A 19,627-nucleotide genomic window follows, 5' to 3' on the forward strand; every position below is an offset into this window, starting at 1 on the left:
GGAGAATCGCAATGCTCAAGTTTCCGATCTACCTGGACTATTCGGCCACCACGCCGGTCGACCCGCGCGTGGCCGCGAAGATGATTCCGTGGCTCACCGAACAGTTCGGCAACCCCGCCAGCCGCTCGCATGCCTACGGCTGGGATGCCGAGAAGGCGGTCGAGGAGGCGCGTGCGCAGGTCGCCGCGCTGGTCGGCGCCGACGCCAAGGAGATCATCTGGACCTCCGGCGCCACCGAATCGAACAATCTGGCGATCAAGGGCGCCGCGCGCTTCTACGAGGGCAAGGGCAAGCACATCGTCACCGTCAAGACCGAACACAAGGCGGTGCTCGATACCTTCCGCGAACTGGAGCGCGAGGGCTTCGAGGCCACCTACCTCGACGTGCAGGAAAACGGCCTGATCGACCTGGACGTGCTGCGCGCGGCGCTGCGCCCGGACACCGTGCTGGTCTCGGTGATGTTCGTGAACAACGAGATCGGCGTGATCCAACCCATCGCCGAGATCGGCGAGATCTGCCGCGAGAAGGGCATCGTCTTCCACGTGGACGCGGCGCAGGCCACCGGCAAGGTGGATATCGACCTGGGTGCGCTGAAGGTCGATCTGATGTCCTTCTCTGCGCACAAGACCTACGGCCCCAAGGGCATCGGCGCGCTGTACGTGCGCCGCAAGCCGCGTGTGCGCCTGGAGGCGCAGATGCACGGCGGCGGCCACGAGCGCGGCCTGCGCTCGGGCACGCTGGCCACCCACCAGATCGTCGGCATGGGCGAGGCCTTCCGCATCGCGCGCGAGGAAATGGCGGCCGAGAACGTGCGCATCCGCGCGCTGCGCGACCGGCTGCTGAACGGCCTGACCAGCATCGAGGCCACCTACGTGAATGGTGACCTGGAGCACCGCGTACCGCACAATCTCAACATTTCCTTCGCCTACGTGGAAGGCGAGTCGCTGATCATGGCGATCAAGGACGTGGCCGTGTCCAGCGGTTCCGCGTGCACCTCGGCGAGCCTGGAGCCGTCCTATGTGCTGCGCGCGCTGGGGCGCAACGACGAACTGGCGCACAGCTCGATCCGCTTCACCATCGGCCGCTTCACCACCGAAGAGGAAATCGATTACACCGTCGAACTGCTGCGCAGCAAGATCGGCAAGCTGCGCGAGCTTTCCCCGCTGTGGGAAATGGTGCAGGAAGGCGTCGATCTGGACACCGTGCAGTGGGCCGCGCACTGAGCGCGGCGGGCAACAGGAGAAGAGCAAATGGCTTACAGTGAAAAAGTGTTGGACCACTACGAGAACCCGCGCAACGTCGGCTCGTTCGGCAAGGACGAGGAAGGCGTGGCCACCGGCATGGTCGGCGCGCCCGCCTGTGGCGACGTGATGAAGCTGCAGATCAAGGTCGGCAAGGACGGCGTGATCGAGGACGCCAAGTTCAAGACCTACGGCTGCGGCTCGGCGATCGCCTCGTCGTCGCTGGTCACCGAATGGGTCAAGGGCAAGACCATCAATCAGGCGCTGGAGATCAAGAATACCGAGATCGCCGAGGAACTGGCGCTGCCGCCGGTGAAGATCCACTGCTCCATCCTCGCGGAAGACGCGATCAAGGCGGCGGTGGCCGACTACAAGAAGAAGCACGAAGCCTGAACCGGGAGAACGTACCGATGAGCGTCACGCTGAGTGAAAACGCCGCCAAGCACGTCGCCAGCTTCATCGACAGACGCGGCAAGGGCTACGGCATCCGCCTGGGGGTGCGCACCTCCGGCTGCTCCGGCATGGCCTACAAGCTGGAATTCGTCGACGACACGCAGGACGAGGATCTGGTGTTCGAAAGCCACGGCGTGAAGGTGGTGGTGGACCCGAAGAGCCTGCCGTACATCGACGGCACCGAACTGGACTTCGTGCGCGAGGGGCTGAACGAGGGCTTCAAGTTCAACAACCCCAACGTCAAGGACGCCTGCGGCTGCGGCGAGAGCTTCAACGTCTGAGGGCGTTGAACGCGAAAAGGCAAGACCCGTGATGCGCATCGACCCGCAGCAGGACTACTTCGCGCTGTTCGGCCTGCCGCGCCGCTTCGAACTGGACGGCGCGGCGCTGGAAAGCGCCTTCCACAACCTGCAGGCCGAGGTTCATCCCGACCGCCACGCGCATCTGCCGGAAGCCGAGCAGCGCCGCGCCATGCAGTGGGCGACCTGGGTGAACGAGGCCTTCCGCACCCTGCGCAAGCCGCTGCCGCGGGCGATCTACCTGCTCGAACTGGCCGGCGTGGACGCCGGGCTGGAAACCAACACCGCCATGTCCCCGGCGTTCCTCATGGAGCAGATGGAATGGCGCGAGGCGGTGGAAGAGGCGCGCGCCGCCGGCGAAGCCGACGAACTGGAACATCTGCGCCAGCGCCTGGTGCATCACGGCCGCGAGATGCTCGCCGGCCTCACCGAGGCCTTCGACCGGCGCGGCGATCTGGACGCCGCCGCCGAGAGCGTGCGCCGCATGATGTTCATCGAGAAACTCCAGGAAGAAATCGACGACGCCCTCGAGGCGCTGGAAAGCTGATGGCCTTGCTGCAGATCGCCGAACCCGGCATGTCCACCGAACCGCACCGCCACCGCCTGGCGGCGGGCATCGACCTGGGCACCACCAACTCGCTGGTCGCCAGCGTGCGCAACGGCATCGCCGTGTGCCTAGCCGACGAGGAGGGCCGCACCATGCTGCCCTCGGTGGTGCGCTACCTGGCCGACGGCGGCATCGTGGTCGGCCGCACGGCGCGCGCCGAGCAGGTCAGCGATCCGCGCAACACCATCGTCTCGGTGAAGCGCTTCATGGGGCGCGGGCTGAAGGATGTCACCCACGTCGAATCCAGCCCCTACGATTTCGTCGACGCGCCGGGCATGGTGCGCCTGCGCACGGTGCAGGGCATCAAGAGCCCGGTGGAGGTGTCCGCCGAGGTGCTGAAGGTGCTGCGCGACCGTGCCGAGGCCGCGCTGGGCGGCGAACTGGCCGGGGTGGTGATCACCGTGCCGGCGTATTTCGACGACGCGCAGCGCCAGGCCACCAAGGACGCCGCCAAGCTGGCCGGGCTGAATGTGCTGCGCCTGCTCAACGAACCCACCGCGGCGGCCGTGGCCTACGGGCTGGACAATGCCTCCGAGGGCATCTACGCGGTGTACGACCTGGGCGGCGGCACCTTCGACCTGTCCATCCTCAAGCTTTCGCGCGGCGTGTTCGAGGTGCTGTCCACCAATGGCGACGCCGCGCTCGGCGGCGACGACTTCGACCACCGCCTGTTCTGCTGGATCCTCGATCAGGCGGACATCGAGCCGCCGTCCTCCGAGGATGCCCGCCGCCTGCAGATGAAGGCGCGCGAGGCCAAGGAACTGCTCACCGTCAGCGAGGAGGCGCCGATCCACGTGCGCCTGGGCAGCGGCGAGGAAGTGAATCTCACCATCACCCGCGCGCAGTTCGAGGAGATGACTGCCCACCTGGTCAGGAAGACCCTGGCGCCGATGCGCAAGGCGCTGCGCGATGCCGATCTGACGCCCGAGGACGTCAAGGGCGTGGTGATGGTCGGCGGCGCCACGCGCATGCCGCGCATCCAGCGTTCGGTGGCGGAGTTCTTCGGCCAGGAGCCGCTGACCAATCTCGATCCCGACAAGGTGGTCGCGCTGGGCGCCGCCATCCAGGCCAACGCGCTGGCCGGCAACCGCAAGGACGAGGACGACTGGCTGCTGCTCGACGTGATTCCCCTGTCGCTCGGCCTGGAGACCATGGGCGGGCTGACCGAGAAGATCGTGCCGCGCAATTCCACGCTGCCCATCGCGCGCGCGCAGGAATTCACTACCTTCAAGGACGGCCAGACCGCGATGGCCTTCCACGTGGTGCAGGGCGAGCGCGAACTGGTGGCCGATTGCCGTTCGCTGGCGCGCTTCGAGCTGCGCGGCATCCCGCCGATGGCCGCCGGCGCCGCGCGCATCCGCGTGACCTTCCAGGTGGATGCCGACGGCCTGCTGTCGGTGTCGGCGCGCGAGATGTCCTCGCGCGTGGAGGCCAGCGTGCTGGTCAAGCCGTCCTACGGACTGACCGACGAGGAAATCGCCGGCATGCTGCGCGAGGGCGTGGACCGCGCCGGCGACGACATGCTGCTGCGCGCGCTGCGCGAACAGCAGGTCGAGGCCGACCGCCTGCTCGAAGCCACTGCGCAGGCGCTGGCCAAGGACGGCGATCTGCTCGACGACGCCGAGCGCGCCGCCGTCGGCCAGGCGGTCGAGTCCCTGCGCGAGGCGCGCAACGGCACCGACCACCGTCTGGTCAAGCAGCGCATCGACGCACTGGCGCGCGCCACCGATGAATTCGCCGCCCGGCGCATGGATCGCGGCGTGCGCTCCGCGCTGGCGGGCCATAAAGTTGACGAAATCGAACTGTGAGCCATAACGCATCATGACCCAGGTAATCGTGCTGCCCCACGTCGAGCTGTGCCCGGATGGCGCGGTGTTCGAAGCCCGCCCCGGCGAGTCGATCTGCCAGAGCCTGCTGGAGAACGGCATCGCCATCGAGCATGCCTGTGAGCAGTCCTGCGCGTGTACGACCTGCCACGTGATCGTGCGCGAGGGCTTCGACTCGCTCAACGAGGCCGAGGAAGAAGAGGACGATCTGCTCGACAAGGCCTGGGGCCTGGAGCCGCAATCGCGCCTGTCCTGCCAGGCCATCGTCGGCGACACGCCCCTGGTGGTCGAGATTCCGCGCTATACCATCAACATGGCCCGGGAGGGCAAGCACTGATGAAATGGACCGAAGTGCAGGAAATCGCTCTCCAGCTCGCCGACGCCCATCCCGAAGTCGACCCGTTGAAGATCAACTTCGTCGATCTGATGAACTGGGTGATCGCCCTGCCGGAATTCGACGACGATCCCGCGCATTGCGGCGAGCGTGTGCTGGAGGCCATCCAGCAGGCGTGGATCGACGAAGTGGCGTGACACGGCCCGGCGGCAGGGGCTTTCTTGCGGCGGCCTGACAGGAGGTTCGAGATGAGCGGGGAAACTTCGGTATTCGATTTCGAACTGCGCGCGCTCGACGGCTCGCCCTTGCCCTTGTCGCGCTTCCGCGGGCAGGTGCTGCTGCTGGTGAATGTGGCCAGCCGCTGCGGTTTCACTCCCCAGTACGAGGGCCTGCAAGCCTTGCAGGCGCGCTACGCCGCGCGTGGATTCACGGTAATCGGCTTTCCGTGCAACCAGTTCGGCGCGCAGGAGCCGGGCAGCGCCGGGGAAATCGCCGAGTTTTGCAGCACGCGCTTCGCGGTGGATTTTCCGCTAAGCGAGAAGATCGAGGTGAATGGCCCGGCCGCCCATCCGCTGTACCGCCACCTGCGCGCCGAGGCGCCGGGGGTGCTGGGCACCGAGGCGATCAAGTGGAACTTCACCAAGTTCCTGGTGGACCGCGAGGGCAGGGTGGTGGAGCGTTTTGCGCCGGCCACCGACCCGGCGGCGATCGCCGGGGAGATCGAGCGTCTGCTCGATGCGCCGATTGCGGGGAGCGCCGCTCAGTAGGACGCGCTGGAGGCGTCCGCCGCCTCGTTGAGCGACAGCCAGTACACGCCGAGCTGGCCGACGGCCTGGATGAAGCGTTCGAAATCCACCGGCTTGCGGATGTAGCTGTTGGCCCCCAGGCGGTAGGCTTCGCGGATGTCCTGGAGTTCGCGCGAGGTGGTGAGCACCACCACCGGCAGCAGCGCGGTGCGCTCGTCGGCGCGGATGCGGCGCAGCACCTCCAGGCCGTCGATGCGTGGCAGCTTGAGATCCAGCAGGATCACCGCCGGCATCACCGAAACGTCCCGTCCCGCATGGCTTCCCGAGGCGAACAGGTAGTCGATGGCCTCCACGCCGTCGCGCGCCACCACCACGGGATTGGCGATGCGGTTCTTGCCGAACGCGCGCAGGGTCAATGCTTCGTCGTCGGGGTTGTCCTCGACCAGCAGGATGGGGCGTTCGTTGGCCATGGCAAGCTCCTTTTGGCAGTGCTTTTGCCGTCGCGTCGTCGGTCAGGTCGGCAGGTCCTCGCGGCGGAGGACGAACACCATGTCGTCCCCGCCCTGGGCGGACAGCCACATCAGCGGCAGATCGGGGAAGGCGGCTTCGACCAAGGCCCGATTGTGCCCCACTTCAACGGCCAATACGCCACCCGGCTTGAGGTGGGCGGCCGCGCCGGCCAGAATGCGGCGCACCACGTCCAGGCCGTCCTCGCCCGCGCCCAGCGCCATGGCGGGTTCGTGGCGGTATTCCGGCGGCAGCGCGGCGACCGCTTCGGCGGTGACGTAGGGCGGATTGCTGAGGATGAGGTCGAAGCGGCGGCCGGCGAGGCTGTCGAAGACATCGCTGGCGACCAGTTCGATGCGTTCTTCCAGGCCATGCTCGGCGACGTTGCGCCGGGCCACTTCCAGCGCCTCGGCGGACAGATCGGCGCCGACCACGCTGGCGTTGGGGAAGACTTCCGCCATCAGCACGGCCAGGCAGCCCGAACCGGTGCACAGGTCCAGCGCATCGACGACCGCTTCGGGGTCTTCCACCCACGGCACCAGGCCGTCCTCCAGCAGTTCGGCGAAGAACGAGCGCGGCACGATCACGCGCTCATCCACGTAGAAGCGGTACGGGCCCAGCCAGGCTTCGTTGAGCAGATAGGCGGTGGGCACGCGTTCATCCACGCGTCGCTCGATGCGCTCGAACAGCACGCCGCGTTCCTCGGCGGTGATGCAGGCATCGAGGAAAGGCTCCAGGCGGTCCAGCGGCAGGTCCAGCGTGCCGAGCACCAGCCAGACGGCTTCGTCGTAGGCGTCGGTGCAGCCGTGGCCGAAAAACACCTTGCCGCGGTTGAAGCGGGTGACCGCGTAGCGCAGCCAGTCGCGCACGGTGACCAGTTCGGCGAGCGGACCGAACTCGTGTTCGTGCTCGTGTTCGTGGCCGGGTTGGTCGTGGTCGGGGCAGCAGGCGCTCATGGGATTCTCAGTGGGGTTCGCCGAGCAGCAGGTTTTCCAGCGTGCGGCGGTAGATGGTGGAAAGCGGTTCGATGGCATCGACGGCGACGCATTCATCGACCTTGTGGATGGTGGCATTGACCGGGCCGCATTCGACCACTTCGGCGCAGAGGTCGGCGATGAAGCGGCCGTCCGAGGTGCCGCCGGTGGTGGACAGTTCGGTGGTGACGCCGGTGGTCGCCCGGATGGCCTCGCCGATCGCCGCGACCAGCCTGCCGCGTCCGGTGATGAAGGGCTTGCCGGAGAGGCTCCAGTCCAGTTCGTACTCCAGCCCGTGGCGATCGAGCACCTCGTGGGTGCGCGCCCGCAGCGATTCGGCGCTGCTCACCGAGGCGAAGCGGAAGTTGAACAGCACTTCGCATTCGCCCGGAATGATGTTGGTGGCCCCGGTGCCGGCGTGGATGTTGGAGACCTGCCAGGTGGTCGGCGGGAAGAATTCGTTGCCGTCGTCCCAGCGCGTCGCGGCCAGCTCGGCCAGCGCGGGGGCCAACTGATGCACCGGGTTGCGTGCCAGATGCGGGTAGGCCACGTGGCCCTGCACGCCCTTCACCCGCAAGGTGCCGGACAGCGAGCCGCGCCGGCCGTTCTTGATCATGTCGCCCAGCGTGTTCACCGAGGTCGGCTCGCCGACCACGCACCAGTCCAGCCGTTCTCCGCGCGCGGCCAGGGTTTCCACCACGTGCACGGTGCCGTGGGTGGCCGGGCCTTCCTCGTCGGAGGTGAGCAGCACGGCGATGGAGCCGGCGTGGTCCGGATGGGCGGCGACGAAGGTTTCGATGGCAGTGACGAAGGCAGCCAGCGAGGTCTTCATGTCCGCCGCGCCGCGCCCGTACAGCAGGCCGTCGCGCACCGTGGGTTCGAACGGCGGCGAAGTCCAGGCCTCCAGCGGGCCGGGGGGCACCACGTCGGTATGGCCGGCGAAGCACAGCACCGGGCGCGCGGTGCCGCGCCGCGCCCACAGGTTGGAGACGCCGGCGGCGTCGATGCGCTCCAGGCGGAAACCCAGCGCGGCGAGGCGGGCGCCGATCCGTTCCAGGCAACCGGCGTCCTCGGGGGTCACCGAGGGGCGGGCGATGAGTTCACAGGCCAGCGCGAGCGTGGGGGAATCCGGGGGAAGGGGCATTGTCGGGGTTGTTTCCGTGTTTTTGGTATGGGGTGCGCAGTGCGGGGCCACGGGTGCGCCCGGTGGCTCAACTGCCGTGCTCGTCATCCATGTGCAGGGTGAATTCGCGGAACGAGGCGCCATCCGGCTGGGTACTCTCGAAGTCGCCGCCCACCGGCGAGCGCAGTGGCTCGCTTTCCTGCTTGCTGCCGCTTTCGCCCAACTGGCCGTTGTTGATCAACCAGTGCAGGTTGCTCGGCGAATCGGCGTTGGTGAGCGCCTCGTCGAGGGTGATCATCTTGGCATGGAACAGGCGGAACAGGTCCTGCTCGAAGGTCTGCGAACCGGGCGCCAGGCTCTGTTCCATGGCTTCCTTGACGCTGTTGAGTTCGCCGCGCTCGATCAGTTCGCTGACGTGGCGGGTGTTCATCAGCATTTCCACCGCCGGAATGCGCTTGCCGTCGGGTCTGCGCACCAGGCGCTGGGAAATCACGCACTTGAGCGCCACCGCGAGGTCGAGGTAGAGCAGAGGGCGGTTTTCCAGCGGGAAGAAGTTAACGATGCGGTTGAGCGCGTGATAGGCGTTGTTGGCGTGCAGCGTGGCCAGGCACAGGTGGCCGGTCTGCGAGTAGGCCAGCGCGGCCTGCATGGTTTCGCGGTCGCGGATTTCGCCGATCAGGATGCAGTCGGGCGCCTGACGCATGGCGTTGCGCAGGGCCTCGTGCCAGCTGTGCGTGTCGATGCCGACCTCGCGCTGGTTGATCACCGATTTGCCGTGCTTGAACAGGTATTCGATGGGGTCCTCGATGGTGAGGATGTGCCCCGACTTGTTGCGGTTGCGGTGATCGATCATCGACGCCAGCGTGGTCGACTTGCCCGAGCCGGTGGCGCCCACCACCAGGATCAGCCCGCGTTTCTGCATTACCACGTCGGCCAGCGTGGTCGGCAGGTTGAGCGATTCCAGCGTGGGGATGGCGCCCTGGATGTAGCGCACCACCACGCCCACGCTGTTGCGCTGCCAGAATACGTTGACGCGGAAGTTGCCCAGGTCGCGGCGGCCGAATGAGAGGTTGAGCTCCTTGTCGTGCTCAAAACGCTCGATCTGCTCGGCGTTCATCATCTCGTAGATCATCCGCTTGATCATGGGCGGTTCCATGACCTGCTGGTTGATCGGTACGGTGTGGCCCTGGATCTTGATGTGGATCGGCGCCCCGGCCGAGATGAAGATGTCGGAGGCCTGCTTGTCGGCCATCAACTGGAACAGCTTGTCGAACATCATCGGCGGGGGCTCCGGATCGGGGCAGGGCGGGGCGCGGGGCGCCCCGGCGGCGGACTCAGGCGCCGCGCAGCAGGTCGTTGATGGCGGTCTTGGCGCGCGTCTGGGCGTCCACCTTCTTGACGATCACGGCGCAGTACAGACTGTACTTGCCGTCCGCCGAGGGCAGGCTGCCCGGCACCACGACGGCGCCGGCCGGCACGCGGCCGTAATGGATCTCGCCGGTTTCGCGGTCGTAGATCTTGGTGCTCTGGCCGATGTACACGCCCATCGACAGCACGGCGTTCTCCTCGATGATCACGCCCTCGACGACCTCGGAGCGCGCGCCGATGAACACGTTGTCCTCGATGATCACCGGGCCGGCCTGGATGGGTTCGAGCACGCCGCCGATGCCCACGCCGCCGGACAGGTGCACGTTCTTGCCGATCTGCGCGCACGAGCCCACGGTGGCCCAGGTGTCGACCATGGTGCCTTCATCCACGTAGGCGCCGATGTTCACGTAGGAGGGCATCAGCACCACGTTCCTGCCGATGTAGCTGCCCTTGCGGGCCACCGCCGGCGGCACCACGCGGAAGCCGCCCTGCTGGAACTGCTCCAGGTTGTAGTCGGTGAACTTGGTGGGCACCTTGTCGAAGAAATTCAGCGAGCCGGCGGCCTGGATTTCGTTGTCGCGCAGGCGGAAGGAGATCAGCACGGCCTTCTTCACCCACTGGTTGACCACCCACTGGCCGTCCTTCTTCTCCGCCACGCGCAGCGTGCCGGCGTCCAGTTCGGCGATCACCTCGGCCACGGCTTCGCGCACGTCGTCGGGCGCGGAGGTGGGCGACAGGCTGGCGCGGTTTTCGAAGGCGTTGTCGATGATCGGTTGCAGTGCACGCATGGGAATGTTCCGAGGTTGGGTTTCAGAGTCGTTGGCAGAAGGCGGCGATGCGCTCGGCGGCTTCCAGGCATTCGCCCGGTTCGGCCACCAGCGCGATGCGCACATAGTTCTCGCCGGGGTTCACGCCCCCGGCCGCGCGGGCCAGGAAGCTGCCCGGCAGCACCGTTACATTATATTCAGCCTGCAGGCGGCGGGCGAACTCGGTATCCGTGATCGGGGCGCATTTTCCGACGTTCGCCCAGAAGTAGAAGCCCGCGTCCGGGCGCTGCACGCCCAGCCCGGGGGCCAGGATCGGTTCGATGCGCTCGAGCTTCTCGCGGTACAGCCGGCGGTTCTCGCGCACGTGCGCTTCGTCGTTCCAGGCCGCCACCGAGGCGGCCTGCACCACCGGGCTCATCGCGCAGCCGTGATAGGTGCGGTAGCGCAGGAACTGCTTGAGCACCGCCGCGTCGCCCGCCACGAAGCCGGAACGCAGGCCCGGCACGTTGGAGCGCTTGGACAGGCTGGAGAAGCTGACCAGATTGCGGAAGTCGCTGCGCCCCAGGCGGTGCGCAGCTTCCAGCGCGCCCAGCGGCGGGGCGGCCTCGTCGAAATAGATTTCCGAATAGCACTCGTCGGCGGCGATGACGAAGCCGTGGCGATCGGCGCGCTCGAACAGATCCGCCCATTCCTCCAGGCTCAGCACGCGGCCGGTGGGGTTGCCCGGCGAGCACACGTAGATCAACTGCGTGTCGCGCCACACGGCTTCCGGCACCGAGTCGAAGTTCGGCCCGAAGCGCGCGGCCTCGGCGGTGTTGTTGAGGAACACCGGCTCGGCGCCGGCGAGCAGCGCGGCGCCTTCGTAGATCTGATAGAAGGGATTGGGCGCGAGCACCCTGGCGTTCGGCCTGCCGCCGTCGATGACGCACTGGGCAAAGGCGAACAGCGCCTCGCGCGAGCCGGTCACCGGCAATACCTGGGTGGCCGGGTCCACCGCCGGCAGCCGGTAGCGGCGCATCAGCCAGGCGGCGATGGCTTCGCGCAGCGCTTCGGTGCCCTGGGTGGCGGGGTAGGCCGACAGGCCGCCCAGGTTTTCCATCAATACCCGAGGGATGAAATCCGGCGTGGCGTGCTGCGGTTCGCCGATGGACAGGCGGATGGGCTTGAGGCCGGCCGGCGGCGTCACGCCTTCGAACAGGCGGCGCAGCTTCTCGAAGGGATAGGGGTGCAGGCGGGAGAGGTTGGGATTCACGGCGGATATGCTGTGCTGCGCAAACGGGAAGGCGCCCCGCGGGGCGGAAGGGCGAAGATGGTATCATGGCCCGCCCCGCGCCCGAGCCCGGAGCGCCTTGCAGAACCGGCCTTTCCCGCAACCCAGCCCAGCCCCGAAGTGCGTCTTTCCAAGCTCAAACTTTCCGGTTTCAAGACCTTCGTCGATCCCACCACGGTACTGACCCCGGGCAACCTGGTCGGCGTGGTCGGCCCCAATGGCTGCGGCAAGTCCAACATCATCGACGCGGTGCGCTGGGTGCTGGGCGAAACGCGCGCCTCCGCCTTGCGCGGCGAGTCCATGCAGGACGTGATCTTCAACGGTTCCACCACGCGCAAGGCGGTGTCGCGCGCCAGCGTGGAACTGGTGTTCGACAACGCCGAGGGCAAGGCCGCCGGGCAGTGGTCGCGCTACGCGGAAATCTCGGTCAAGCGCGTGCTCGACCGCAGCGGCGAATCCACCTACTACCTCAACAACGTCCACGTGCGCCGCAAGGACGTCATCGACCTGTTCCTCGGCACCGGCCTGGGCCCGCGCGCCTACGCCATCATCGAGCAGGGCATGATCTCGCGCATCATCGAGGCCAGGCCCGAGGAAGTGCGCGGGTTTCTGGAAGAGGCCGCGGGCGTCACCAAGTACCGCGAGCGCCGCAAGGAAACCGAAGGGCGCCTGAGCGACGCGCGCGACAACCTCACCCGCCTCGAAGACATCCGCATGGAGCTGGGCGAGCGTATCGAACGCCTCTCCGCGCAGGCTGAGGTCGCCGAGCGCTACCGCACACTCAACGACGCCCACGTGCAGCGCCAGCAACTGCTGTGGCTGCTCAAGCGCAACGAGGCGCGCGCCGAGCATGCCCGCGTCACCGAGGCGCTGGCCGAGGCCACGCGCCGCATCGAAAGCGACAGCGCCCGCCTGCAGGAGCTGGAAGCCGCGGTCGAGGCCGCGCGCGAAGCGCATTTCGCCGCCTCCGAGGACGTGCACCAGGCGCAGAGCGACCTGTTCGCCGTCGGTGCCGAGGTCAGCCGGCTGGAAGCCGAACTGCAGCACCTCGGCGATGCGCGCAAGCGCCTGGAAGCGCGTGTCGCCCAGCTGGAAGCCGACGCCGAGCACTGGCGCGCGCGCCGCGAAAACCTCGCGGGCGACCGCGAGCGCTGGGATTCCCTGCGCGACAACGCGGCGATGCGCGCCGAACAGGCCGAAGCGCGCCACGCCGAGGCCGCCGAACGCCTGCCGGAAGCCGAATCCGCCCGCCAGGCCGCCGACGCCACAGTGTCCGCCGTGCGCCGCGAACTGGCGCAGGCCGAACAGCAGCTGCGCGTGCAGGAAGCCAACCGCGGCGGCGCCGCGCGCGCGCTGGAGGCGCTGGCCCAGCGCCGCACCAAGCTGGAAGGCGAGGGCGCGGCCATCGAAGGCCCGGACGAAAGCGGTCTGGCCGAGCGTGAGGCCCGCCTGGAAACCCTGCAGGAAGCGCTCGAACACGCCCAGCACGAACTGCACACCGCCCAGGCCGCCCAGCCGGACGCCCAGGCTGCACTCAAGGCCGCGCTCGACCATGAGCGCCAGGCCCAGCGCCGCCTCACCGAGCTGCGCGCGCGCCGCGACGCGCTGGTGCAGTTGCAGGCCCGCGTGCAATCGCAGGGCGAACTGGGCGACTGGCTGCGCCGCCATGGCCTCACCGAACTCGCACCGCTGTGGCGCGCGCTGCGCGTGGCCGAGGGCTGGGAACTGGCACTGGAAGCCGTGCTGCGCGAGCGCCTCGGCGCGCTCACCAAGGTCTCGGAAAGCGCCGCGCGCGCGCTGCTCGACCAGCCGCCGCCGGCCACCGTCGCGCTGCTGCTCGGCGGCGCATCGTCCGCCGGCCGGGAAGATCACGTGCCGCCGGCCGGCAGCACGCCGCTGGCCGAGTGCGTGGAAGTGCTCGATGCTACGCTCGGTGGTGCCGTGCGCGAGTGGCTGGCCGGCTTTCATACGGTGGAAGACCTCGACGCCTGGCTGCCGCGCCACGCCGAACTGCCGGCCGGCGTCGCGCTGGTTTCGCGCGCCGGTCAGTTGCTCACCCGCCACGGCCTGACCCATTACACGCCGGACAACCGCACCCACGGCGTCATGGAGCGCCAGCGCGAGATCGACGCGCTGGCCGGCGAGCAGGAAGCCCTGGAAGCCGAGGTGCGCGCGGCACACGATGCCCTGCTGGCCGCCGAGGCGCGTGCCGGTGAGTTGCAGGAGCGCACCGCCGCGCTGCGCCGCGACTTGCAGGCCTTGCAGAACCAGGTGCATGGCGAGCAGGTGGAACTGCTCAAGCTCACCCAGGCGCGCAGCCGCGCGCTGGAGCGCCGCCAGCAGATCGACCGCGATCTGGCCGATCTGGCCCGCCAGGAAGACACCGAGCGCGAGCACCTTGCACGCGCCGACCTGGAGCACGGCCGCGCCGCCGAACTGGCCGCGCTGCAGCATCAGCGCCTGGACGCGGCCATGGAAGTGCTCGAAGAGCGCGACCAGGCCCTGCGCAACACCCGCGCGCTGGAACAGGCTACCGCGCGGGAATTGCAGGAGGCACGTTTCTCCGAGCGCGAATGCGCCGGCAAGCTGGAAGACCTCGACCGCAACCTGCAACTGGCCGCCGAACAACTGGAACGCGCGCTCGGCGAACGCCTGGCGCGCGCGCAGGAGCTGGAAGCCACCGAAACCGGACGCAGCGAGGAGGCCCTGCAGGAGGCGCTGGCCCTGCGCGCCAGCCGTGAAAGCGCGCTGGCCGCGCGCCGCGATGCGCTCGAACAGGCCAATGCCCGCCTGCGCCAGAGCGAGGAAAGCCGCCTGCGCACCGAACAGGAGGCCGCGCCGCTGCGCGACAAGGTGGCCGAACTGCGCCTGGCCGTGCAGGCCGCCGAACTGGCCACCGCGCAGTTCGACGAACGCCTGCGCGAAGCCGGCGCCGACGAGGAAGCACTGGCCCCGCTGCTCGGCGCCGATTTGCGCGAAACCACACTGCAGCGCGAAGTGGGCCGTCTGGCGCGCGAGATCGCCGAACTGGGCGCGGTGAACCTCGCCGCGCTCGACGAACTGAAGAGCGCCGAGGAGCGCAAGGGCTATCTGGACGCGCAGGCCGACGACCTCAACCAGGCCATCGAAACCCTGGAAGACGCCATCCGCCGCATCGACCGCGAAACCCGCGAGCAGCTGCAGGCCACCTACGACACGGTCAACAGCCATTTCGGCACGCTGTTTCCGCAGCTTTTCGGCGGCGGGCAGGCGCGCCTGGAACTCACCGGCGAGGAAATCCTCGATGCCGGCATCCAGATCGTCGCCCAGCCGCCGGGCAAGAAGAACAGTTCCATCCACCTGCTCTCGGGCGGCGAGAAGGCGCTCACCGCGATTGCCCTGGTGTTCTCGATGTTCCAGCTCAATCCGGCGCCGTTCTGCATGCTTGACGAGGTGGACGCCCCGTTGGACGATACCAACACGGAGCGCTACGGGCGCATGGTCAAACGCATGTCATCGCAGACGCAGTTCATCTTCATCACCCACAGCAAGATCACCATGGAGATTGCCCAGCAGCTGGTGGGGGTGACCATGCAGGAGCAGGGCGCGTCGCGGGTGGTGGAAGTGGATATCGACGAAGCCTTGCGCCTGGCCGAATCGGTAACGGCCTGATACAGGCTCGCAACGACGAATGATGTAGAAGAAAGGCCGCCGCGCGGCGGCAGCCAGAACGGGAAGAATACATGGACAGCGAATTGCAGATCGGCCTGATCGGCGCCGGCGCCGCCGTGGTGGTGCTCATCATCGCCTACAACAAGTGGCAGGAGCGCAAGCACCGGCGCAACGCCGAGCGGGCGTTCAAGTCCGAACACCGCGACGTGCTGCTCGAACCGCGCGACGGCACGGAGGAGGGCGAGGAGCGCCTCGAACCGCGTTTCGACGAATCGTTCGAAGACGATGCCGAGCCGGTCGCCGAGATTGCCGCGCCTGCCTCCCGTGCGGTCAGCGAGGCGCCGCTGCGGCGCGGTACGCCGGACGAACCGGAAGGCGTGGATGCGCGCGTCGATTGCGTGATCCGCATCGAATCCATCGAACCGCTGGACGCTTCCCGCCTGTGGGCGGCGCAGCGCGAGGAACTCGACGGCATCGACAAGCCGGTGCGCTGGTTCGCCTTCGACGACGGTGAAAACCTGTGGCGTCCGCTCGGCGCGCACAGCGCCGGCAGCTATCATTGGTTCTGCGCGGCCATGCAGCTGGTGGACCGCCGCGGGCCGATCGGCGAGGCGGATTTCGCGCGTTTCTCCGGCGGCGTGCAGCGCGTCGCCGACCAGTTCCTCGCCGTGCCGGCGGCCCTGCCGGCGCGCGCCGAAACCCTGGCCGCGGCCACCGAGCTGGACCGCTTCTGCGCCGCCGTCGACGTGCAGATCGGCATCAACGTGGTCAGCGGCACCCAGCCCATCGCCGGCACCAAGCTGCGCGGCCTGGCCGAGGCGCAGGGCCTGGTGCTGGGCGACGACGGCAGCTTCCATGCGCGCGACGACGACGGCAACACGGTGTATACCCTGGGCAATCTGGAACCCACGCTGTTCTCCTCCGAGAGCCTGCGCAGCCTGCAGACCAACGGCGTCACCCTGGTGATCGACGTGCCGTGCGTGGCCAACGGCGCGCAGACCTTCGACCGCATGATGCAGTTCGCCAACCAGTTGGCGGACACCCTGCACGGCAGCGTGGTGGACGACAACCGCCACCCGCTGGGCAGCGAATCCGCCGCGCTGATCCGCACGCAGATCGCCCAGTTCCACGAACGCATGGCCGGCAGCGACCTGCCCGCCGGCAGCGCACTGGCCCGCCGACTGTTCTCCGCATGAGCCTTGCCCCGCAAGACCCCGCCGCGCGTATCCAGGCATTGCGCGCGGAGATTCTGCGTCACGACCATGCCTACTACGTGCTCGCCGCGCCCACGGTGCCGGATGCCGAGTACGACCGCCTGTTCCGCGAACTGCAGGCGCTGGAAGCCGAGCACCCGGAGCTGGACAGCGCCGATTCGCCCACCCGCCGCGTTGGCGGCGAACCGGCGCCGGAACTGGTGGCGGTGCGCCATGCCGTGCCGATGCGGTCCATCCGCACCGAGACCGACACCACCGAGCAGGGCGTGCGCAACTTCGACACCCGTGTGCGCAACGCCCTGGCGCTGAGTGCGGCGGATGGGCCGGTGGAGTATCTGGGCGAACTGAAATTCGACGGCCTGGCGATCAGCCTGCGCTACGAGCACGGCCTGCTGGTGCGTGCCGCCACGCGCGGCGACGGCGAGACCGGCGAGGACGTCACCCACAACGCGCGCACCATCCGCCAGATTCCGCTGCGCCTGCACGGCGCAGCGCCCGCCGTGCTGGAAGTGCGCGGCGAGATCTACATGCGCCGGGACGATTTCGCCGCGCTCAACGCGCGTCAGCTCGCCGCGGACGAGAAGGTTTTCGTGAACCCGCGCAACGCCGCCGCCGGCACGCTGCGCCAGCTCGATCCGCGCATCGCCGCGCGCCGTCCGCTGTCCTTCTTCGCCTACGGCATCGGCGAGCATGAGAGGTTCGAGCTGCCGGGCACGCAGAGCGGCCTGCTCGACGCCTTCGCCGCCTTCGGCCTGCCGGTGTGCGAGCACCGCGCGGTTTCCAGCGGCCCGCAGGGGCTGATCGACTTCCACGCGCGCATCGCTGCGCTGCGCAACGAGCTGCCCTACGACATCGACGGCGTGGTGTACAAGGTCAACCGCTTCGACCTGCAGGACAGACTGGGCTTCGTCACCCGCGAGCCGCGCTGGGCGGTGGCGCACAAGTACCCCGCGCAGGAAGAGCTCACCCGCCTGCTGGCCATCGACGTACAGGTCGGGCGCACCGGCGCGCTGACCCCGGTGGCGCGCCTGGAGCCGGTGTTCGTCGGCGGGGTGACGGTGACCAACGCCACGCTGCACAATCAGGACGAGATCGACCGCAAGGACGTGCGCGTGGGCGATTGGGTGATCGTGCGCCGCGCCGGCGACGTGATCCCCGAGGTGGTCGGCCCGGTGCTGGAGCGCCGCCCGCAAGGGCTGGCGCCCTTCGCCATGCCCGAATGCTGTCCGGTGTGCGGCGCGCAGGCGGTGAAGGTGAGCGCCGACGACGCGGTGCTGCGCTGTTCCGGCGGGCTGTCGTGCGATGCGCAGCGCAAGCAGGCCATCATCCATTTCGCCAGCCGGCGTGCGGTGTACATCGAGGGGCTGGGCGACCGGCTGGTGGAGCAACTGGTGGATCGCGGCCGCGTGCGCAACCCGGCGGACCTGTATCGCCTGGGCATGGCCGAGTTGATCGACATGGAACGCATGGGCGAGACTTCGTCGGCCAAGCTGCTGGCGATGATCCAGGCCAGCCGCAGCGTGTCGCTGGAGCGCCTGGTGTTCGCCATCGGCATCCCCGGCATCGGCGAAACCACCGCCAAGGCGCTGGCGCGCTTCTACGGCAGCATGGATGCCTTGCAACAGGCCACGCTGCACAGCCTGATTCTGGTGCCGGACGTGGGCCTGCTCACCGCGCGCGCCATCCACGCCTTCTTCGCCGCCGAGCACAACCGCGAAGTGCTCGCGCAACTGCTCGACCCGACCACCGGCATCACGCCCACGGCGCCCGCCCGCGCGCCGGCGCGCCTGGCGCCGGAAGCCGTGCTGGCGGTACTCAAACCCATCGAGATCGACGCGCAGCACGGCACGGTCACGCAGAAGAGCGACCGCCTCGGCAAGACCGGGGAAGGGCGCGTGGCGGCCTGCCACCCGGCGCTGGAAACCCTGCTGGACGAGGCCTGGACGCCGGGCCGGCTGGCGGACGAGGCGGGCATCGGCACCGACCAGGCGCAGGCCGCGCTGCAACGCCTGCGCGGCGACGCGGCGCGCGCCCTGTTCGCCGAATGCGCGCGCCTGGGCATCGCCATCGGCGCGGAGCAGGGCGCCGAGGCGGATCCGCAGGGCGGCGCGCTGAGCGGGCAGACCTTCGTGCTCACCGGCACGCTGCCCTCCCTGAGCCGCGACGCCGCCAAGGAATGGATCGAAGCGGCCGGCGGCAAGGTCAGCGGTTCGGTATCGAAGAAAACGCATTACGTGGTGGCCGGTGCCGAGGCGGGCTCCAAGCTCGACAAGGCACGCGAACTGGGCGTGGCCATCCTGGACGAAGACGGGCTGAGGCGTCTGCTGGAGACGGCAGGGCCCGCAACCCCACAACAAGGAGAACTCTTGCTATGAAACAGGTAACCAAGGCCGTCTTTCCGGTCGCGGGCATGGGCACGCGCTTCCTGCCGGCCACCAAGGCCAGTCCCAAGGAAATGCTGCCGGTGGTGGACAAGCCGCTGATCCAGTACGCGGTGGAAGAAGCGGTGGCTGCCGGGGTCACCGACCTGATCTTCATCACCGGGCGCACCAAGCGCTCCATCGAGGATCACTTCGACAAGGCCTACGAGCTGGAAACCGAGCTGGAGGCGCGCGGCAAGAAGGAGATGCTGGAGCTGGTGCGCAAGACCGTGCCCAAGGGCGTGAACTGCATCTACATCCGCCAGTCCGAAGCGCTCGGCCTCGGCCACGCGGTGCTGTGCGCCGCGCCGGTGATCGGCGACGAGGCCTTTGCGGTGATGCTGGCCGACGACCTGCTGGACAATCCGGGCAGTACCCCGGTGATGAGGCAGATGGTGGATGTGTACAACTACCACCGCTGCTCGGTGCTGGGCACCATGAATGTGCCGCGCGAGGAAACCCGCAGCTACGGCATCGTCAGCACCGAGGAAGGGCAGAGCGGCAAGGCGCAGCGCATGACCGGCATCGTGGAAAAGCCCAAGCCGGAGGAAGCGCCCACCACGCAGGCGGTGGTCGGCCGCTACATCCTCACGCCGCGCATCTTCGACCACATCCGCGCGCTGAAGCCGGGTGCGGGCGGCGAACTGCAACTCACCGACGCCATTGCCTCGCTGCTCAAGGAAGAGGCCGTGCTGTCCTACCAGTACGACGGCGTGCGCTACGACTGCGGTTCCAAGCTGGGCTACCTGAAGGCCACCGTGGAGCTGGCGCTGCGCCACCCCGAGGTGGCGGACGAGTTCTCCGCTTGGCTGGCCAGCCGGGGCTGA

At 68.4% G+C, this 19,627-nt stretch carries 18 protein-coding genes; 12 read left to right on the forward strand and 6 right to left on the reverse strand.

Annotated elements, in window-relative coordinates; genetic code table 11:
- The first annotated feature begins 11 nt into the window (after positions 1-11).
- Genes E6C76_RS04230 through E6C76_RS04265 form a run of 8 tightly spaced genes read left to right on the forward strand, consistent with a single transcriptional unit; the run spans position 12 to position 5,527 of the window.
- Positions 12-1,223, forward strand: a complete 1,212-nt coding sequence (locus E6C76_RS04230; RefSeq protein WP_136347023.1) for an IscS subfamily cysteine desulfurase — start codon at positions 12-14, stop codon at positions 1,221-1,223.
- A gap of 27 nt (positions 1,224-1,250) precedes the next feature.
- Positions 1,251-1,634 (forward strand): Fe-S cluster assembly scaffold IscU, encoded by a 384-nt coding sequence (iscU, locus tag E6C76_RS04235; protein WP_136347024.1) that lies wholly within the window; start codon positions 1,251-1,253, stop codon positions 1,632-1,634.
- A 17-nt stretch (positions 1,635-1,651) separates the two neighbouring features.
- Complete coding sequence (iscA, locus tag E6C76_RS04240) at positions 1,652-1,975, forward strand: iron-sulfur cluster assembly protein IscA (RefSeq protein ID WP_136347025.1); 324 nt, start codon at positions 1,652-1,654, stop codon at positions 1,973-1,975.
- Positions 1,976-2,006: 31 nt separating this feature from the next.
- Positions 2,007-2,540 (forward strand): Fe-S protein assembly co-chaperone HscB, encoded by a 534-nt coding sequence (gene hscB, locus E6C76_RS04245; RefSeq protein WP_136347574.1) that lies wholly within the window; start codon positions 2,007-2,009, stop codon positions 2,538-2,540.
- On the forward strand, positions 2,540-4,408 hold the full coding sequence (gene hscA, locus E6C76_RS04250) for a Fe-S protein assembly chaperone HscA (RefSeq protein WP_136347026.1): 1,869 nt from the start codon (positions 2,540-2,542) through the stop codon (positions 4,406-4,408). Before hscB ends, hscA begins: the two co-directional genes overlap by 1 nt.
- A gap of 13 nt (positions 4,409-4,421) precedes the next feature.
- The gene (gene fdx / locus E6C76_RS04255; protein ID WP_136347027.1) at positions 4,422-4,763 is read left to right on the forward strand and encodes an ISC system 2Fe-2S type ferredoxin; all 342 of its coding nucleotides are present in this window, start codon (positions 4,422-4,424) and stop codon (positions 4,761-4,763) included.
- Positions 4,763-4,957 (forward strand): Fe-S cluster assembly protein IscX, encoded by a 195-nt coding sequence (iscX, locus tag E6C76_RS04260; protein ID WP_136347028.1) that lies wholly within the window; start codon positions 4,763-4,765, stop codon positions 4,955-4,957. Before fdx ends, iscX begins: the two co-directional genes overlap by 1 nt.
- 51 nt (positions 4,958-5,008) lie before the next feature.
- A complete protein-coding gene (locus E6C76_RS04265) occupies positions 5,009-5,527 on the forward strand; it encodes a glutathione peroxidase (protein ID WP_136347029.1) in 519 nt (172 codons plus the stop codon).
- Here the strand turns inward: E6C76_RS04265 and E6C76_RS04270 are convergent.
- The 6 genes from E6C76_RS04270 to dapC all read right to left on the reverse strand — a co-directional run bounded on the left by E6C76_RS04270 (position 5,521) and on the right by dapC (position 11,497).
- Positions 5,521-5,976: a response regulator gene (locus E6C76_RS04270; RefSeq protein ID WP_136347030.1), complete on the reverse strand. Its 456-nt coding sequence runs from the start codon at positions 5,974-5,976 to the stop codon at positions 5,521-5,523. The two genes, E6C76_RS04265 and E6C76_RS04270, sit on opposite strands and share 7 nt — an antisense overlap.
- A 42-nt stretch (positions 5,977-6,018) precedes the next feature.
- Entirely contained in the window at positions 6,019-6,969 is a 951-nt protein-coding gene (gene prmB, locus E6C76_RS04275) for a 50S ribosomal protein L3 N(5)-glutamine methyltransferase (RefSeq protein ID WP_136347031.1), read from the reverse strand.
- Positions 6,970-6,976: 7 nt separating this feature from the next.
- The gene (dapE, locus tag E6C76_RS04280; protein WP_136347032.1) at positions 6,977-8,131 is read right to left on the reverse strand and encodes a succinyl-diaminopimelate desuccinylase; all 1,155 of its coding nucleotides are present in this window, start codon (positions 8,129-8,131) and stop codon (positions 6,977-6,979) included.
- A 67-nt stretch (positions 8,132-8,198) separates the two neighbouring features.
- Entirely contained in the window at positions 8,199-9,389 is a 1,191-nt protein-coding gene (locus tag E6C76_RS04285) for a PilT/PilU family type 4a pilus ATPase (RefSeq protein WP_136347033.1), read from the reverse strand.
- Between the two features lie 55 nt (positions 9,390-9,444).
- A complete protein-coding gene (gene dapD, locus E6C76_RS04290; RefSeq protein WP_136347034.1) occupies positions 9,445-10,266 on the reverse strand; it encodes a 2,3,4,5-tetrahydropyridine-2,6-dicarboxylate N-succinyltransferase in 822 nt (273 codons plus the stop codon).
- A gap of 22 nt (positions 10,267-10,288) precedes the next feature.
- Positions 10,289-11,497 (reverse strand): succinyldiaminopimelate transaminase, encoded by a 1,209-nt coding sequence (gene dapC, locus E6C76_RS04295; protein WP_136347035.1) that lies wholly within the window; start codon positions 11,495-11,497, stop codon positions 10,289-10,291.
- Positions 11,498-11,635: 138 nt separating this feature from the next.
- Between dapC and smc the strand changes: the two genes are divergently transcribed.
- The 4 genes from smc (at position 11,636) to galU (ending at position 19,627) form a co-directional block, all read left to right on the forward strand.
- The gene (gene smc / locus E6C76_RS04300) at positions 11,636-15,166 is read left to right on the forward strand and encodes a chromosome segregation protein SMC (RefSeq protein WP_230976159.1); all 3,531 of its coding nucleotides are present in this window, start codon (positions 11,636-11,638) and stop codon (positions 15,164-15,166) included.
- A gap of 71 nt (positions 15,167-15,237) precedes the next feature.
- Positions 15,238-16,362, forward strand: a complete 1,125-nt coding sequence (locus E6C76_RS04305) for a cell division protein ZipA (protein WP_136347037.1) — start codon at positions 15,238-15,240, stop codon at positions 16,360-16,362.
- Positions 16,359-18,755, forward strand: a complete 2,397-nt coding sequence (gene ligA, locus E6C76_RS04310) for an NAD-dependent DNA ligase LigA (RefSeq protein ID WP_136347038.1) — start codon at positions 16,359-16,361, stop codon at positions 18,753-18,755. Before E6C76_RS04305 ends, ligA begins: the two co-directional genes overlap by 4 nt.
- On the forward strand, positions 18,752-19,627 hold the full coding sequence (galU, locus tag E6C76_RS04315; RefSeq protein WP_136347039.1) for a UTP--glucose-1-phosphate uridylyltransferase GalU: 876 nt from the start codon (positions 18,752-18,754) through the stop codon (positions 19,625-19,627). The genes ligA and galU overlap by 4 nt, the downstream gene beginning before the upstream one ends.

It is taken from the genome of Pseudothauera nasutitermitis, from assembly GCF_004801295.1.
In the GTDB taxonomy this organism is placed as follows: Bacteria; Pseudomonadota; Gammaproteobacteria; order Burkholderiales; family Rhodocyclaceae; genus Pseudothauera; species Pseudothauera nasutitermitis.

Bases quoted from the DNA above. Each gene is read 5' to 3' on its own strand.
- E6C76_RS04230 (WP_136347023.1), top strand. From the start codon at position 12: ATGCTCAAGTTTCCGATCTACCTGGACTATTCGGCCACCACGCCGGTC.
- iscU (WP_136347024.1), top strand. From the start codon at position 1,251: ATGGCTTACAGTGAAAAAGTGTTGGACCACTACGAGAACCCGCGCAAC.
- iscA (WP_136347025.1), top strand. From the start codon at position 1,652: ATGAGCGTCACGCTGAGTGAAAACGCCGCCAAGCACGTCGCCAGCTTC.
- hscB (WP_136347574.1), top strand. From the start codon at position 2,007: ATGCGCATCGACCCGCAGCAGGACTACTTCGCGCTGTTCGGCCTGCCG.
- hscA (WP_136347026.1), top strand. From the start codon at position 2,540: ATGGCCTTGCTGCAGATCGCCGAACCCGGCATGTCCACCGAACCGCAC.
- fdx (WP_136347027.1), top strand. From the start codon at position 4,422: ATGACCCAGGTAATCGTGCTGCCCCACGTCGAGCTGTGCCCGGATGGC.
- iscX (WP_136347028.1), top strand. From the start codon at position 4,763: ATGAAATGGACCGAAGTGCAGGAAATCGCTCTCCAGCTCGCCGACGCC.
- E6C76_RS04265 (WP_136347029.1), top strand. From the start codon at position 5,009: ATGAGCGGGGAAACTTCGGTATTCGATTTCGAACTGCGCGCGCTCGAC.
- E6C76_RS04270 (WP_136347030.1), bottom strand. From the start codon at position 5,976: ATGGCCAACGAACGCCCCATCCTGCTGGTCGAGGACAACCCCGACGAC.
- prmB (WP_136347031.1), bottom strand. From the start codon at position 6,969: ATGAGCGCCTGCTGCCCCGACCACGACCAACCCGGCCACGAACACGAG.
- dapE (WP_136347032.1), bottom strand. From the start codon at position 8,131: ATGCCCCTTCCCCCGGATTCCCCCACGCTCGCGCTGGCCTGTGAACTC.
- E6C76_RS04285 (WP_136347033.1), bottom strand. From the start codon at position 9,389: ATGATGTTCGACAAGCTGTTCCAGTTGATGGCCGACAAGCAGGCCTCC.
- dapD (WP_136347034.1), bottom strand. From the start codon at position 10,266: ATGCGTGCACTGCAACCGATCATCGACAACGCCTTCGAAAACCGCGCC.
- E6C76_RS04305 (WP_136347037.1), top strand. From the start codon at position 15,238: ATGGACAGCGAATTGCAGATCGGCCTGATCGGCGCCGGCGCCGCCGTG.
- ligA (WP_136347038.1), top strand. From the start codon at position 16,359: ATGAGCCTTGCCCCGCAAGACCCCGCCGCGCGTATCCAGGCATTGCGC.
- galU (WP_136347039.1), top strand. From the start codon at position 18,752: ATGAAACAGGTAACCAAGGCCGTCTTTCCGGTCGCGGGCATGGGCACG.